This is a genomic window from Planomonospora algeriensis (genome assembly GCF_977012225.1).
The window spans coordinates 1-15,116 of the sequence record NZ_CDRNDK010000119.1; the positions used below are offsets into that span (position 1 = coordinate 1).

The window sequence follows — 15,116 nt, forward strand, 5'->3', positions numbered from 1 at the left end:
TTCTACGACCGGTGCGCCGCCTCGGGCCTGCCCGAACTGGAGCGGCTGGCCACGACGGTGCAGACGTGGTGGCCGGAGATCTGCGCGTTCCTGCGGACCGGGATCACCAACGCGGGTTCCGAGGGCACCAACCGCGTGATCAAGACGGTCGCCCGGGACGCGTACGGCTTCCGCAATCCGGAGAACCAGCGGTTACGCACCCGCTGTGCCACCATTCGAAAGAGCCGCGGGCACCTCAACCCCGCTTAGCTTCGAAGAGCCGGCATTCGGCTACGGTGTGTTTTCACGACCTGACCAGCGCGATCACCCGGCTGTCGCGCCGGGTGGGCAGGGTCCCACTGGCCCGTTGGATCTTCCTGCAGGCCGGTGATCTCGGTGTCCCAGGCACCGGGCCGCGCCTGGCCGTCTGCGTCGTAGGCGGGTGTCCGCTGAAAAGCGCCTCGTGAATCGGTGGGGACGGGACCTTGGACAAGTCCGGTCCTTCCAGGTCGCAGGTGCTTTTCCCGTGTAGACGATCAAGATCGGCGGAATTCACCGTGAAAGCCCGAGGCTAGCGGCGGGCGCTCCGGACCCGTCGCAGCAGACGCACCCACACCGACCAGCGCGCGGGGCGGCGACCGAGCCGGCCGGTCGCGGCACGCTCGGCGTTGTCGAAGAGATCCTGTATCAGCGCCTCATGCAACCAGCGGATCAGCAGCGGCCACAGGATTCTCATCCGCCCCCGGGTGGCGCCGATGATCGTGTGCGTGAGGCGGGAACGATCCGGCCCTTCCGCGGTGATGACGAGCTCGTGGCGGCCGTCGAGGCCCAATGCCGGATCGAAGGAGAACCGGATGCGGCGGCCGGGCTCGTACTCGGTGACGCTGTAGCGGATGGGACCGTGACCGCCGCGCGATCCGGGGATCAGCCCGGCATCGAGGATGAGCGGCGGCCAGGCCGGGGCGGGCCAGAGACGGTCCTCGGCGGTGGACACCCGGTCCAGCAACGCGCCGAGTCTGTCCGCCGATGCGTTGATCGACCGCTGTTGGACGTTTCTCATACCGTTCCCCATCCGCCGGCGTTCGATGGAACCGTACGGCATGGGCCGGATCGTGCGGGAACGCGGATGCGGAATTCCGGTCCGGCATGACCGGTCCCGGCACACTGCCCGGCCGGCCCGCGATTCGCGACGATCTCATCCAGTGGAAGGCCCGGCTCGGAGATCACGGTTTCCGTAGATTCGATCTCATGACTGATCGCCCCTTCGAAGTCGTCTGCGAGATCGAGCCGCCGACCCGCCCCGACCTCAAGCACGTCCGCCACCAGATCGGCACCCTCAGCCGGATCGCCGACTCCTTCCTCATCCCGGACAACCACATCGGCCGGGCCACGGTCTCCAGCGTCGCCGTCGCCCACGAGGTCCAGGCGATGGGCGGACGGAGCATCGCCTGCCTCAACTCCCGCGACCGCAACCTGCTGGGCTTCCGCCGCGACCTGCTCACCGCCGCGGCGTACGGAGTCGACCAGTTCCTGTTCGTGTACGGCGACAAGCCCGCCACGGGCAACCGGACCAGCGACCTCACCGTCCGTTCGATGATCGAGGAGGTCCGCGGACTCGGCGAGGACCCCGCCTTCGCGGGAAGCCCCGCCTTCCGGGTCGGTGCCGCGGCCGGGCTGCGCCCCCTGCCCGCTTGGAAGCGCGCCGCCGACTTCGTGTTCGTCCAGGTCGGCTTCTCGCTGGAGGCGTTGCTGCGGTGGCGCGAGGCCAACCCGGTGGACGTGCCGGTCTACGCCGGGGTGATGGTCATCGCCAGCGAGAACCACGCCCGCCGCCTGGCCGCCGCGATCCCCGACATCGACGTCCCCGCCGGGCTGGTGGAGAGGGTGGCGACCGACCGGCTCGCGGGGGTCGAGGCCGCCTGCGAGCAGGTCCTGGCCGTCCGCGACTCGGGCGCCTTCGACGGAGTGCATCTGATCCCGGTGGCCCGCTACCGGGAGGTGGAATCCCGGCTGTCCGGAGCGCTGTGAAGGCCTGACCCGGCGGTCCCGGCCGTTCCTGGCGGGCGTGGGCGGCGAGCCGGGCCGGTCAGCTCTTCCGCACCGGCTTGAGGCGCAGACCCGAGCGCTCGCGGAAGGAGCCGAGCGCGTCCGGTGACGCCGTCCCGACGCGCAGCGTCGAGGTGAGGTGGCAGTAGTCGGCCAGCACCCGGCTCGACCGGTCGGTGAAGCCCAGCCAGTCGCCGCCCTTGCACAGGTCGCGGCAACCGACGTAGCCGAGCAGCGACTCGACGGTCTCCAGTTCCCCCTTGCGGAGGCGGCCGGCGCCTGGTGCGGCAGCGACCGCACCGCCTGCCGGCAGGCGACGTTGATCAGGAAGGCCGACAGCCTCCTGAACCGGCTGTACCACCGATCGTCCGGACCGGAGCGCCCCTGGACCCGTGGATCGGGCCAGTCGGATCAGAGAAGCAAGTTGACCACGACGGTGAGCAGGATCGAGAGCAGGACGGAAATAATGATCATGGTAAGGCAGCCGGCTGTGCCGCCGAGGAACCTGACCTCTGTGTTTCCGATGCGCATGCCGTTCCGCTACCCGGTGGGGATCGGGGAAACCGCCGGCTGACCGGTCCGAGCAAGGCCCTCGACCGGTAGGCCGCGGCGGACGGCCGCCGGTCGCGCGCCCGGGGCCGGACGGCCGGTGCGCCGGGGAGCATCGGGGGCAGGGGACCGGCGGCCCGCGGACGGGGGTTCCCGCGGCGGGGATATCATCCGGATACGGTCCGAAGTATTGATTTCCAGGAAAGGCATCATGCGGCGATGGACGTGATGGCCCGTAACAACGTCCAGATATCGGGGAATCCTTCGGGGACGCCGATGATATTCGCCCACGGATTCGGCTGCGACCAGAACATGTGGCGGTTCGTCGCGCCGGCCTTCGAGGAGGACCACCGGGTCGTGCTCTTCGACCACGTGGGGTACGGCTCGTCGGACCTGGCGAGCCACTCCGCCGAACGGCACTCCACCCTCGACGGCTACGCCCGCGACCTGCTGGAGATCTGCCGGGAGCTCGACCTGGAGCGGGCCGTCTTCGTCGGCCACTCGGTCGCCGCGATGATCGGCGTCCTGGCCGAGATCGAGGAGCCGGAGCGCTTCGAGCGGCTGGTGCTGGTGGGACCCTCGCCCTGCTACATCGACGACGGCGACTACGTCGGCGGGTTCAGCCGGGAGGACATCGACGAGCTGCTCGAGTCCCTGGACAGCAACTACCTCGGCTGGTCCGGTGCGATGGCCCCGGTGATCATGGGCAATCCGGACCGGCCCGAGCTGGGCGAGGAGCTGACGAACAGCTTCTGCCGCACCGACCCCGCGATCGCCCGGCAGTTCGCCAGGGCGACCTTCCTGTCGGACAACCGGGCCGACCTGCCGCGGGTGCGGGCGCGCACGCTCGTCCTGCAGTGCTCCGAGGACGTGATCGCCCCGCCGCAGGTGGGGGAGTACGTCCACCGGATGATCCCCGGCAGCGAGCTGGTCCTGATGAAGGCGACCGGGCACTGCCCCAACCTGAGCGCCCCCGAGGAGACCGTGGCCGCGATCCGCTCGTTCCTGCGGGGCTGAGAGGGGACGGGACCGACGGGACGGGACCGCGCCTGTGTCCCAGCCGGACGAGGCCGCCACGCGGATGCATGAGCCTCCGCTGACAGAGGCCGTCGAGGACGACCTCGGCGACCTCTACGAGCACGCGCCGTTCGGCTACCTGTCCACCCTCATGGACGGGACGGTCGTCAGGGCCAACGCCACCTTCCTGGCCATGGCGGGACGCACCCGCGGAGACCTGGTCGGCCGGGTCCGCTTCCCCGCGCTCCTGCCGGTGGGCGACCGGATCTTCTACGACACGCACTTCGCCCCCCTGCTCGCGATGCAGGGGGAGGTCAGGGAGATCGCGGTCGAGCTGAGGCGCCCCGACGGCACGAGGCTGCCGGTCCTGGTCAACGCGGTGGTCAAGCCTCCCGCGGAGGGAAGACCGGCGGTCATCCGGCTGTCCGCCGTGGCGGCCACCGACCGCAGGCGGTACGAACGCGAGCTCCTGCGCGAGCGGCAGCGGGCCGAACGCTCCGAGGCCGAGGCCCGCCACCTCGCGCAGATCCTGCAGGCGAGCTTCGTACCGGTGGGGCTGCCCTCGGTCCCGGGCTTGGACGTCGCCGGGGTGTATCGGCCCGCCGGCAGCGGCGACGAGGTGGGCGGCGACTTCTACGACCTCTTCGAGACCGCGCACGGCTGGGGGCTGTCCCTCGGCGACGTGTGCGGCAAGGGCGCGCGGGCGGCGGTCGTCACCAGCCTGGCCCGGTACACCCTGCGGGCCGCCGGCATCCAGGACGCCCGGCCCGCGGAGGTCCTCTCCCTGCTCAACCAGGCGCTCCTGCGCGAGCGCACGGACCGCTTCCTGACCGCGGCCTACGCCCGGATCCGCCACGACGGCGCGGGGAGGCCGCGCCTGACACTGTCCCTCGGCGGGCACCCGCCCCCCCGTCCGGATCTCCCGGGAGCACCCCTCCGGGCCGGTGGGCCGCCCGGGAGACCTGCTGGGCGTCTTCGACGACCCGAAGCTGCGTGAGACGGAGGTGGAGCTCTCCCCGGGGGACGTGCTGCTCTTCTACACCGACGGGATCACCGAGGGGCGGGGCGACGGCGAGGTGATGTTCGGGGAGGAGCGGCTGCTCCGGTCCCTGGAGGCGGCCCGCGGCGCGGACGCGCAGGGCGTCGCCGAACACCTCGTGGACGAGGTGGTGGCCTTCCAGTCCGGGCTGCCGGTCGACGACATCGCCGTCCTCGTCCTCCGGGTCCCGGACTGAGGGGCGGTCCGGCCGCGCGTCGCCGGAGCGAAGGGCGGGCCGGTCGCGTACCGCCGGCCCGAGGGGCGGTCCGGTCGCGCGTCGCCGGCCCGCCCCTCGGGTCCGTCGCGGAATCCGGGCTACGCGGCCAGGTGGCGCGACCACCACTCCAGTACGGCCTCGAAGCGCTGGAGGCGGTGCCTGGGCCGTCCGCTCCGGGTCAGCTCGTGGCCCTCGCCCGGGAAGAGCAGGAACTCGGCGGGCACGCCGTTCCTGCGCAGCGCGACGTACAGCCGCTGGGCCTGCTCGACCGGGCAGCGCCAGTCCTCCTCCGAGTGGACCACCGCGAACGGCAGGGTGATCCGGTCGGCGTGGTAGAGCGGGCTCATCGCGCGCTGGGTCTCGGCGTCGGGGCCGCAGTAGGCCTCGGCGAAGAACCAGCCGATGTCCGAGGATCCGGTGAAGGAGTCCCAGGCGTTGACCGCGCGCTCGCTCCAGGCCGCCCGGAACCGCTCCCCGTGGTGGGCGGCCAGCCAGCTGGTCATGAACCCGCCGTAGGAGCCGCCCATCACGCCCACCCGGGCGGCGTCGCACTCCGGCAGGGCCAGTGCCGCGTCCAGCAGGGCCAGCACGTCGTCGGCGTCGACGGTGCCGAGCGCGCCGACCACCGACCGACCGTGCGCCTGGCCGTACCCGGCGGAGCCCCGGGGGTTGGGCAGCACGACCGCGTAGCCCGCGGCGGCGTAGACCTGGGTCTCGTCGAGGAAGCCCCAGCCGTGCTGGTGGAACGGTCCGCCGTGCACGTTCAGCAGGACCGGGTGCGGCCCCTCGCCCTCGGGCAGGGCCACCCATCCGTGCACCGGGTAGCCGTCGGGGGCGACGGCGGTGATCTCCCGGAGCGGGCGGGCGGCGGGCAGCGGCCCGCAGAAGTCGGCGAGTGTCCCGCCCGCGTCGGCGACCAGGCCGGGGTGCTCGGGCGTGGACAGCACGGCCACGGTCCGGCCGCGCCAGGCCGCGAACGCCTTGACGGCCGACCGCTCGCCCAGCACGACCGTGAGCTTGCCCAGCGGGACGCCGGCGGAAGAGTCGAAGGGCACCAGGCGCAGCTCGATCGCGCCGCGCACTCGCACCGCGACCAGGATGCCGCCCTCCACCGGGAGCGGGGTCAGGGACTCGCAGTCCACCGACTCCTCCTCGGTCAGCCGGACACCGGGCGCGGACTCGGCGCCGGTCAGAACAGGCGCGGACTCGGCGCCGGTCAGAACAGGCGCGGACTCGGCGCCGATCCGCACGGCCGCGCGGTAGAGGCCGGTGTTGCGGGCCACCGCGTCGATCCCGGAGAACTCCGTGCCGAGGTAGACCACGTCGCCGCCGGGGAGCACGGCCGGGCGGGCCGCCGAGCCGGGGCCGCGCACCACCGGGACCGGCTCGCCGCCGAGCGCGGGCACCGCGTACAGGTCGGTGTGCAGGCTCTCGGGGTCCAGGTCGCGCGGGGCCGAGACCAGCAGATGCTCGTCGTCGTACCAGCAGGGGTCGTCGACGTCGTAGCGGTCGCCGGTCAGCGGCACCGGCCGCGGGATGTCGGCCAGCGCGTTGACCACGTACAGGACCTTCCGGCGGTCCTGGACGAATCCCACGTTGTCGCTCCGGTAGCGGAAGCCGGTGATGCGGCGCGGCGCCTCGGCCGCGGCGCCCACCCCCTCCTCGGTGCCGTAGCGGCCCGCCTCCGGGGTGCGGGCGACGAACGCGATCCGCCGCGAGTCGGGCGCCCAGACCGGGGCGCCCGCGCCGAGCGGCAGGTCGGTGATCGGGCGGGGCTCGCCCCCTCCGGTCGGCATCACGTGCAGCTGGGGCCTGCCGCCCGCGGTGGCCCGCAGGAAGGCCACCCAGGCGCCGTCCGGGGAGATGCACGGCGCGGTGTCGAGGTCGCCGTGGGTGAAGGGGACCGGCGGGCCCTGCGGCGGGATCCGCCACAGGCCTCCCCGGTAGGCGTCCGCCTTCAGGTCGGGGTGGGCCACGTCGACCAGGAGGAGATCGTCATGGAGGGTCACGCTGCCGGGAACGTGCAGCAGGGCGAGGTCTTCTGGGCGCATGGCCTGGGACGTTATCACCCGATGAGGAACGCTATACCGAGCGTCGGGTCTGTCCGGATCGCCGGTCGGGTACCGGTCGATCGACCGAATAAATCGTGATGTGTTGGGACGGAAGCCGGTGAACGGACGTGCCATGGCCGCGGTGAAACGCACGATCTACCGAGCCCTGTACGGCTCGCGCTACGACCGGGTGCCCTGGGGGCAGCGGATCTACGTCCGGCCGGGGGAGCGGCTGGCCCGGGAGGTCCAGTGGCGGCTGCGGCTGCGCCGGGCCGAGGTGCTCACGCTGGCGGAGTACCGCGAGCGGACGGACCTGGGGGAGATCGAGGAGTTCGTCGTCTGCCACCTGTGCGGCGACAGCCGCCAGCAGCCGCTGTTCCGCCCTACCGGCCGCAAGGGCAAGTGGAGCTACCAGGTGGTGCGCTGCCCGGGATGCGGGTTCCTCTACCGCAATCCCAACATCCGTCCCGAGCGCCTCGGCGACCTGTACGCGTGCGGCTACAGCGCCTTCCTCACCGGCAAGTACGCCGCGGACCGGCGGCGCCGCTACCGGCTGACCATGGACGCCTTCCACCCGGTCTTCACCGAGGGGGGCGGGCGGCGGCTGCTGGACTTCGGCTGCGGGGCCGGGCTCTTCCTGGAGCTCGCCGAGCAGCGCGGGTTCGACGCGGCCGGAGTCGACCTGTCGCCGGACTCGGTGGCCGAGGCCAACCGGCGGCTCGCCCGGGCGCGGGCCTACCACGGCGCCCCGGAGGACGTCCCGGAGATCGCGATGGGCGGTTTCGACGTGATCACCCTCTGGTCGGTCCTGGCCCACCTGCCGCGCCCGCTGGACGACTTCCGGCGCTTCCGCAGCCTGCTCGCGCCGGGCGGGGTGCTGATGATCCTGACCGTCAACGCCGCCTCGCTGCAGCTGAAGGCCCACGGCGACGAGTGGAACGGGTTCACCAAGAACCACCTGATGTTCTACTCGGCCGAGACCATGCCGGCGCTGCTGCGCCGTACCGGGTTCGCCGGGGTGGCCTTCGCGCCCTTCTACGGCGACACCGTCGAGGCGGGCACCACCAAGCTCTCCGAGCCGCTGCAGCGGCGGCTCCGCCGCAAGGTCGAGGCGTCCGACGGCGGCAACATGCTGCGCGCGCTGGCCTTCGCCGACGACGAGGCGATCGACCGCTGGGGCGGCGGCCTGAACGTCCGCCGCCTGCCCAAGTACGAGGGCTGAGGGGCCTGGTCCCCACGGCCCCGGGGGCTGAGAAGGGCCCGGCGCCTCCGGTGCGGGGCCGGGGCCCGGTGCCCGTTTCCGACGGGTTCCCCCGGACGCCCCCGGCGCCCCCGGCGCCTCCGGGCGTCAGGCGTCCTGGAGCCGGAGCGTCCGGAGCATCCGCAGGGCGTCCCGGGCGGGGGAGCCGGCGTCCGTCGTGTAGAGCACCACGCGCTGGTCGCGGTCGGGGACGTGCAGGCTCTGGCAGGAGACCTCGATCACGCCGATCAGCGGGTGGCTCATCCGCTTGCGCTGGTTGCGCTGGATCTCCACGTCGTGGGTCTGCCAGAACGCCGCGAACTGCGGGCTGAGGGCCAGCATCTCCGCGACCAGCTCGCCGATCGACGGATCGTCGGGGTAGCGCGCGGCGGCGGCGCGCAGGTCGGCGACCGCGGTGCGGGCGAAACCGCCCTTCGCCTCCTCGCAGAGCCCGGCGCGCAGGTCCGGGGAGGTGAAGACCTGGCGCACCACGTTGAGCTCCCGGGGCCCCGCGCGGTCCAGGTCTCCCATGAGCACGCCCGCCAGCGGGTTCCAGGCGAGGATGTCGTACTTGGCGTCGACCACGTAGGCGGGCACGTCCTCCAGGGAGGCCAGCAGGTTCAGCACGCCCTGCGGAACGTCCCGCGAGGGCCTGCCGCCGGGCACCGGGGCCTCCCCGGCCAGGTGGAACAGGTGGGCGCGCTCGTCGGCGGTCAGCATCAGCGCCCGGGCCAGCGCGCCGAGCACCTGGCGGGACGGGCGCGGCCCCCGGGCCTGCTCCAGGCGGATGTAGTAGTCGATGGACATGCCCGCCAGCTGGGCCACCTCCTGGCGGCGCAGCCCCGGGGTGCGCCTGCGCCCGCCGCCGGGCAGCCCCGCCTCCCGGGGCGTCAGCCGGGCGCGGCGGTTGCGTAGGAATTCGGCGAGTCCGCTGCGGTTCATGCCCTCCATCATGACCGGAGTCCGCGCCCCGCCGGCGGCCCGAGGGTGGTACCGCCGATCCCAGCCTCCCGGGGTCTCTCCCGCCCCCGGCGGACCCCGGCGAAGGTGAGGGGCATGATCGCTCTCATCACGGGTGCCACCAAGGGCATCGGACACCAGATCGCCAGACTGCTCGCCGAGCGGGACGTGACCGTCATCGCGGCCGGCCGGGACGCCGAGCGCGGGCAGCGGGCCGCCGACGGGATCGGCGCCCGGTTCGTCCAGCTCGACGTCACCTCCGCCGAGTCCGTCGCCTCCGCCGCCAAGTGGATCGAGGCGGAGTACGGCCGGCTCGACATCCTCGTCAACAACGCCGGGATCCTCGTCCCCCAGGAGGACCCGGCCCCGAGCGCCACCCCGGTGGACGTGCTGCGCGCCACCTACGAGACCAACGTCTTCGGCGTCGTCGCCGTCACCAACGCCGTGCTCCCGCTGCTGCGCCGCGCGCCCGCCGCGCGGATCGTGAACATGTCCAGCGGTCTGGCCTCCCTGGCCCAGGCCACCGACCCGCAGGACCCCTCCTGGGAGCACAACTACCTGGCCTACAACTCCTCCAAGTCGGCGCTCAACATGGTCACCGTCGCCTACGCCAAGGAACTGGCCGGCACCCCGATCAAGGTCAACGCGGCCGACCCGGGGTACTGCGCCACGGACATGAACGGCCACAGCGGCCCCCGCACGCCCGAGCAGGGCGCCGTCGCCGCCGTACGGCTGGCGCTGCTGGACGCCGACGGCCCCACCGGCTCCTACCAGGACGAGGACGGCGTCCTCCCCTGGTGATCTACCTCACCGGCGGATTAGACGGCGGCGCACGGGACAGAGAGGGGAGGCGACGTGAATCGCGGTTCGCGGTGGAGACCGCCTGACTGATCGGACGGTGCGATGGGGCAGCAACTCGACAAGGACCGGTTCTCGGAGGCGGAGTTCGCCCGCTTCGGGGAGCGGCTGGCCGAGCAGCTCGCGGAGCTCCGCGAGCTGCTCGCCCGGCCGGGGTTCGGGACGGGGCCCATGACCATCGGGGCCGAACTGGAACTGTTCCTGACCACGCCGGACGGCCGCCCGCTCCCGCGCAACCGCGAGGTGCGCGACACGGCCGGGGACGACCGGCTCACCCTGGAGCTCGGCCGGTTCAACCTGGAGGTCAACCTGACCCCGCTCCCGCTGGCGGGCAGGCCGTTCGCCGCGCTGGAGAAGGAGCTGCACGAGACCATCGCGGTGGTGGACTCGGCGGCGGCGGAGCACGGCGGTCGGTCGGTGGCGATCGGCATCCTGCCGACCCTGCACGAGTTCGACTTCACCCACGGGGCGATGAGCGACGAGAGCCGCTACCGGGCGATGAGCCGGGGCATGCGGCGGCTGCGGACCGAGCCGTTCCGGGTCCGCATCCACGGCGTGGAGCAGCTGGAGCTGGAGGTCGAGGGCGTGATCCTGGAGAGCGCCAACACCTCCTGGCAGGTCCACCTGCGCACCGCGCCCGCCGACTTCGCCCGCGTCTACAACGCCGCCCAGCTGGCGATGGGGCCGGTGCTGGCGGTCAGCGGCAACTCCCCGGGCTTCCTGGGCAGGCGGCTGTGGGAGGAGACCCGCATCGCGCTGTTCGAGGAGTCGGCCGACGACCGCGACCTGGAGCGGCTCGGGCGCCGGGACCGGCGGGTGGCCTTCGGCTCCGGCTGGGTCAAGAGCGCCGAGGAGCTGTTCGAGGCGTGCGTGCGCGACTACGAGCCGATCCTGCCGATGCTCACGCCGGAGCGCGGCCCCGGCCGGGACGGGGCCCCGGCGCTGGCCGAGCTCCGGCTCCACCAGGGCACGGTCTGGCAGTGGAACCGCCCGGTCTACGACCCGGCGGACGGCGGCCACCTGCGGGTGGAGATGCGCGCCCTGCCCGCCGGCCCGACCCCCGCCGACATGGCGGCCAACACGGCCTTCCTGCTCGGCCTCACCTCCGCCCTGGCCGTCGAGCCGGTCGAGGAGTTCGCCTTCGCCTCCGCCTACCGCAACTTCTACCGGTCGGCGATCGAGGGCCTGGACGCCTCGCTGGCCTGGCCCGGCAGGCAGGAGGAGGTTCCGGCGGCCCGGCTCGCCCTGGACCTGCTGCCGCTGGCGGCGGCCGGACTCGACCGGGTGGGCGTGGAGCCGGGCGAGGCCGAGCGGATGCTGGACGTCGTCCGCGAGCGCGTCACGCGGCGCCGTACCGGATCGGTCTGGCAGCGCGAGGCGCTGGAGGCGCTGGGCGGCGACCGGGCCCGGATGGTGACCCGCTACCGGGAACTGGCGCTGACCGGCGACCCCGTGCACACCTGGCCCGTTTGACGCCGGCCCGCGCACCCGGTCCCGGCGGTCCCGAGTCCGGGGACCCGGCCCGGATGATCGCGAAAGGGATTCGACCGGCATACTCATGAATTCCGTACCTTGATCCGCCAGACTGGGCGGGACGGGAGGACTCTCATGAGCGCGATGAAGGCCGTGTCCGCGGGACCGTTCGAGTTGAAGCGCGACGGCGACCGCTTCAGCGCAGGGATCCGGGTGCTGGAGCGGGAACTGGAGCGGGTGACGCTGGAGGCCGTGCTGGCCAAGGCCAACCGGGCCGCCACCCGGCGGGGTCCCACCGGGTCGGGGGCCTTCGGCTCGATGAGGCCCCGGCCGGTGGACTGGTACTGCTTCGACGCCGCAGACAACGCCTTCCCCGACTGGTACCCGCAGGGGCTGACCTGCTCGTCCGACGCGGGCGTGGCGGGGAACGTGTTCGTGGTGAGCTGGTACTACAAGCCGGAGGCGGGGGAGCGGGGCGTGCGCCTGTCCTTCCTGAACGCCGCCACCCTCCGCTACCGGCACGTCCTGCTCGTCGAGGCCCGCGCGGACGGGGGCATCGCTCCGATCGACATCCACGCCGGAGGCGTCGCCTGGTACGGCCACCTGCTCTACGTCGCCGACACCGTCCGGGGGTTCCGGGTCTTCGACACCCGGCAGATCTTCGAGGTGAACGGCGAGGACGACCGGACGATCGGCGGGAGGAAGGGCGTCTACAACGCCTTCGGCTACCGCTACGTGATGCCGCAGACCGGTGCGTGGACCACCACCACCGGGGCCGCCCGGTTCTCCTTCGCCGCCGTGGACCGCAGCTCCGACCCCCACCTGCTGATCTCCGGCGAGTACGTCGACGGGCAGGGCCAGGCCGGCCGGGTGGCCCGCTGGCGGCTGGACTCCGACGGCGACCTGCGCGCCGGGACCGACGGCGCCGCCGACGGTGTCGCCGCCGCGCTCGACGCCTACGCGCTGCCCGCCGGAAAGATCCAGGGCGCCTGTCGCACGGCGGCGCCTGGTACCTCAGCCAGGCCGCCGGATCGCAGCGGAACGGCACCCTGATCGAGGTCGGCGACGGGATCGTCCGCAGGCCGTACCCGGTGGGCCCGGAGGACCTGACCTGCGTGCGCGGGCAGGTGTGGAGCGTGACCGAGTTCGTCGGCCGCCGCGTGGTCTACGGCGTCCCCCTCTGAGGTCCTCCCTCCTCGGCGGGCCGGGTCAGTGGAGGGCGCCGCCGGTCAGGCGCAGGTCGTCGTGGACCAGTCCGGCGGCCGTCACGATCGCGGTCAGCGCCTCGGCGACCATCGTGACCGGCATGGACGGCCCGCCCTGGTCGAGGACCTGCCCGGGGGCGGCCGGCACGTGCACGAAGCCCCCGCGCACCTGCGGGAACTCGGTGGCGATGAGGTGCATGAGGCCGTAGAAGACGTGGTTGCAGACGAACGTCCCGGCGCTGTGCGACACGCTCGCCGGGACGCCCGCCTTCCGCGCCGCCGCCACGCAGGCCTTCACCGGAAGCGTGGCGAAGTAGGCGGCCGGGCCGCCGGGGACCACCGGGCGGTCCACCGGCTGGTCGCCGGCGTTGTCGGGGATGCGGGCGTCGTCGAGGTTGATCGCGACCCGCTCGACCGTGACGTCGGTCCGCCCGGCCGCCTGCCCGACGCAGACCACCACCTCGGGCCCGTGCTCCAGCATCGCCGCCCGCAGGCGCTCGGTCGCCGCGCCGAACACGCACGGCAGCAGTACGGCGTGCACGCCGGGCACCAGCCGCACCGCCTCCCACGACGGGTTGACGGTCGCGCCGTCGAACGGCTCGAACCCGGCCAGCAGCGCCCTCATCGCCGGGCCGCCGGCAGGGCGCAGGCCGGAGTGCCGCCGGGCAGGCGGTGCCGGTTGGCCGCGACCAGCCGGTAAAGACCGTGGGCCGCCCAGCGCAGCGGCGGTATCCGGAGCGCGAGGCCCAGCGCGTTCCACGGCGCCCCGCGGCGATCAGCAGCCGGGCGACGGCCTGCGCCCCGCCGTGCACCCGGCCGCGCTCGACCCAGAGCACCTCGCGGTCCGCCCGCTCCGGGGTGGCGCCCAGCGCGGGCAGGTCGGCGGACTGCCAGGGCGTCACCCGGGCCCGCACGCCGATCCGCCTCTCGGCGTAACGCACGCTCGCCGTGCAGAACCCGCAGTCACCGTCATAGATCAGCACTGGTCGGTCTGTCATAGACAAACCCTACTTGTCACCTTCTGTGCTGGGACCGTCCAGGTAGCGGAAGGCCTCGTGCGCCGAGCGCAGGCTCTCGCGCAGCGCCCGCTCCAGCCGGCCGGCGTCCTGCGCGAGGTGGTCGATCTCCGGTACGGCGAGCGCGTCGGCGCCCGTCTCGGCCAGGAGTTCCTCGTACTCCGGGAGCTGGGCGCGCAGGGCCTCGATCTGGTGGTGGGAGAGCAGTGCCCGCTCGGCCTCGGCGACGTGGTCGGCGTAGCGCTCCAGCGCCTCGACGCGGGCGACGACGGCGGCCTCGCTGGCGGCCAGCGCCCGCTCCAGCGGCGCCATCGCCGCGGCCACCTCGGGGGTCCTGCCGCTCCGGGCCATGGCGTGGTGCCTGGCCCGCAGGGCCGACAGCTTGGTCAGCAGGCGGGCGATCTCCCACTCCTCCGCGGGGAGCATCACCGAGTTGCGGACGCCGTCCAGCAGCCCCATGGCGTTGACCCGGGAGCGCAGGATGCGGTCGATCGCCTGCTGGACCCGGCCGAGCAGGTGGCGCGCGGGCGGGTCGAAGTCCTCCAGGACCAGGAACCGGCCGCGGAACTGGACCGCGTGGCGGTACAGGACGCGCTCCAGGGAGTCGGCGGGGGTGGGCTTCCTGGCGAGGTAGAGGATCGCCATGACGAGGAGCTCGATCCCGGCCAGGAAGATCAGGGGGAAGGCGCCGACCCCGGCGGCGACGAAGGTCACGAGCGCCAGCACCAGGGTCAGCCCGAAGACCCCCAGGACCGGGCCGGGGACCGCGCGCGGTCCCGGGCCTCGGGGTTCCAGCCGCGGTGGAACCGGGACAGCAGCGGTCCGTTCCGGCGCATGAGGTTGGCGACCTCCGCGGGCACCTCCGGATCGACCACCACACGCAGCACGGGCCCGCCCCCTTCGCCGAAGCCAAAAGCATACCTATCAACCTGATTTCGGGTCAGGTGTGCTTCCATGGTGCCTCGTCATGAGGCCTGCGGTGTCCTCCCTACGGCTGATTCCGGCGCCTTGCGCCCGGGGCGGCGGCCGAACGGCGGCCGGACGGGTGGACGGCGGTCCGGAGGCGGCGGGTCCGGGAGAGGGGCCGGACGGGTGGACGACGGTCTGGAGGCGGCGGGTCCGGGAGAGGGGCCGGAAACGAAGCGATCCCCCGGCCTGGGGCCGGGGGATCGATGCGGTGGACGATACAGGGATTGAACCTGTGACCTCTTCCGTGTCAGGGAAGCGCTCTCCCGCTGAGCTAATCGTCCTCGGGTGAATCAGAGCGGAAGACGGGATTCGAACCCGCGACCCTCACCTTGGCAAGGTGATGCTCTACCACTGAGCCACTTCCGCGCGTCCCGCTGCGGGTTTCCCCTCGCGGTGCTCGCAACACTTTACCGGATCCCGAGGGCTCCGATGTCCGTGCGGTGAGGTGGAGACGGGATTTGAACCCGTGTACACGGCTTTGCAGGCCGTTGCCTCGC

16 protein-coding genes, 2 tRNA genes and 1 pseudogene are annotated in these 15,116 nt (G+C 73.0%); 9 read left to right on the plus strand and 10 right to left on the minus strand.

Annotated features, from left to right (window positions below):
• Positions 1-249 (plus strand): transposase (locus ACWJ6R_RS14895; RefSeq protein ID WP_449062790.1); only part of this gene is annotated, 249 nt, incomplete at its 5' end.
• Positions 250-550: 301 nt separating this feature from the next.
• Here the strand turns inward: ACWJ6R_RS14895 and ACWJ6R_RS14900 are convergent.
• Positions 551-1,081: an SRPBCC family protein gene (locus ACWJ6R_RS14900; protein ID WP_449062791.1), complete on the minus strand. Its 531-nt coding sequence runs from the start codon at positions 1,079-1,081 to the stop codon at positions 551-553.
• 146 nt (positions 1,082-1,227) lie between these two features.
• Between ACWJ6R_RS14900 and ACWJ6R_RS14905 the strand changes: the two genes are divergently transcribed.
• Positions 1,228-2,007, plus strand: a complete 780-nt coding sequence (locus ACWJ6R_RS14905) for a methylenetetrahydrofolate reductase (RefSeq protein WP_449062792.1) — start codon at positions 1,228-1,230, stop codon at positions 2,005-2,007.
• A gap of 58 nt (positions 2,008-2,065) precedes the next feature.
• Here ACWJ6R_RS14905 and ACWJ6R_RS14910 read toward each other — a convergent pair whose 3' ends face one another.
• Positions 2,066-2,386, minus strand: coding sequence for a hypothetical protein (locus ACWJ6R_RS14910; RefSeq protein WP_449062793.1), 321 nt, complete (start codon positions 2,384-2,386; stop codon positions 2,066-2,068).
• A 464-nt stretch (positions 2,387-2,850) separates the two neighbouring features.
• Here ACWJ6R_RS14910 and ACWJ6R_RS14915 point away from each other — a divergent pair, with 464 nt between their 5' ends.
• The 3 genes from ACWJ6R_RS14915 to ACWJ6R_RS14925 all read left to right on the plus strand — a co-directional run bounded on the left by ACWJ6R_RS14915 (position 2,851) and on the right by ACWJ6R_RS14925 (position 4,826).
• On the plus strand, positions 2,851-3,591 hold the full coding sequence (locus tag ACWJ6R_RS14915) for an alpha/beta fold hydrolase (RefSeq protein WP_449062794.1): 741 nt from the start codon (positions 2,851-2,853) through the stop codon (positions 3,589-3,591).
• A 64-nt stretch (positions 3,592-3,655) separates the two neighbouring features.
• Positions 3,656-4,588, plus strand: coding sequence for a PP2C family protein-serine/threonine phosphatase (locus ACWJ6R_RS14920; RefSeq protein WP_449062795.1), 933 nt, complete (start codon positions 3,656-3,658; stop codon positions 4,586-4,588).
• Complete coding sequence (locus ACWJ6R_RS14925) at positions 4,536-4,826, plus strand: PP2C family protein-serine/threonine phosphatase (protein WP_449062796.1); 291 nt, start codon at positions 4,536-4,538, stop codon at positions 4,824-4,826. Before ACWJ6R_RS14920 ends, ACWJ6R_RS14925 begins: the two co-directional genes overlap by 53 nt.
• Before the next feature lie 119 nt (positions 4,827-4,945).
• Here the strand turns inward: ACWJ6R_RS14925 and ACWJ6R_RS14930 are convergent, their stop codons facing one another.
• Positions 4,946-6,898, minus strand: coding sequence for a S9 family peptidase (locus ACWJ6R_RS14930; protein ID WP_449062797.1), 1,953 nt, complete (start codon positions 6,896-6,898; stop codon positions 4,946-4,948).
• A 142-nt stretch (positions 6,899-7,040) separates the two neighbouring features.
• Here ACWJ6R_RS14930 and ACWJ6R_RS14935 point away from each other — a divergent pair, with 142 nt between their 5' ends.
• On the plus strand, positions 7,041-8,120 hold the full coding sequence (locus tag ACWJ6R_RS14935) for a class I SAM-dependent methyltransferase (protein WP_449062798.1): 1,080 nt from the start codon (positions 7,041-7,043) through the stop codon (positions 8,118-8,120).
• Between the two features lie 126 nt (positions 8,121-8,246).
• Here ACWJ6R_RS14935 and ACWJ6R_RS14940 read toward each other — a convergent pair whose 3' ends face one another.
• Entirely contained in the window at positions 8,247-9,080 is an 834-nt protein-coding gene (locus ACWJ6R_RS14940; RefSeq protein ID WP_449062799.1) for a helix-turn-helix transcriptional regulator, read from the minus strand.
• A 114-nt stretch (positions 9,081-9,194) separates the two neighbouring features.
• Here ACWJ6R_RS14940 and ACWJ6R_RS14945 point away from each other — a divergent pair, with 114 nt between their 5' ends.
• The 3 genes from ACWJ6R_RS14945 to ACWJ6R_RS14955 all read left to right on the plus strand — a co-directional run bounded on the left by ACWJ6R_RS14945 (position 9,195) and on the right by ACWJ6R_RS14955 (position 12,482).
• Complete coding sequence (locus ACWJ6R_RS14945; protein WP_449062800.1) at positions 9,195-9,899, plus strand: SDR family oxidoreductase; 705 nt, start codon at positions 9,195-9,197, stop codon at positions 9,897-9,899.
• A 102-nt stretch (positions 9,900-10,001) separates the two neighbouring features.
• Positions 10,002-11,429 (plus strand): glutamate--cysteine ligase, encoded by a 1,428-nt coding sequence (locus ACWJ6R_RS14950; protein ID WP_449062801.1) that lies wholly within the window; start codon positions 10,002-10,004, stop codon positions 11,427-11,429.
• Between the two features lie 135 nt (positions 11,430-11,564).
• Positions 11,565-12,482, plus strand: coding sequence for a hypothetical protein (locus ACWJ6R_RS14955; RefSeq protein ID WP_449062802.1), 918 nt, complete (start codon positions 11,565-11,567; stop codon positions 12,480-12,482).
• A gap of 156 nt (positions 12,483-12,638) precedes the next feature.
• On the opposite strand, the gene pcp is transcribed toward ACWJ6R_RS14955, so the two are convergent.
• From pcp to ACWJ6R_RS14985, 6 genes and pseudogenes are all read right to left on the minus strand, one after another.
• The gene (gene pcp / locus ACWJ6R_RS14960; RefSeq protein ID WP_449062803.1) at positions 12,639-13,259 is read right to left on the minus strand and encodes a pyroglutamyl-peptidase I; all 621 of its coding nucleotides are present in this window, start codon (positions 13,257-13,259) and stop codon (positions 12,639-12,641) included.
• A gap of 178 nt (positions 13,260-13,437) precedes the next feature.
• A pseudogene (locus ACWJ6R_RS14965) lies at positions 13,438-13,632 on the minus strand (DCC1-like thiol-disulfide oxidoreductase family protein); the annotation flags it as partial.
• Positions 13,633-13,641: 9 nt separating this feature from the next.
• Positions 13,642-14,376 carry a hypothetical protein gene (locus ACWJ6R_RS14970; RefSeq protein WP_449062804.1) on the minus strand — a complete coding sequence of 245 codons (735 nt, stop codon included), beginning with the start codon at positions 14,374-14,376 and terminating at the stop codon, positions 13,642-13,644.
• A gap of 5 nt (positions 14,377-14,381) precedes the next feature.
• Positions 14,382-14,537, minus strand: a complete 156-nt coding sequence (locus ACWJ6R_RS14975) for a hypothetical protein (RefSeq protein ID WP_449062805.1) — start codon at positions 14,535-14,537, stop codon at positions 14,382-14,384.
• Positions 14,538-14,828: 291 nt separating this feature from the next.
• Positions 14,829-14,900, minus strand: a tRNA-Val gene (locus ACWJ6R_RS14980).
• Positions 14,901-14,913: 13 nt separating this feature from the next.
• A tRNA-Gly gene (locus ACWJ6R_RS14985) sits at positions 14,914-14,985 on the minus strand.
• Positions 14,986-15,116: the final 131 nt, after the last annotated feature.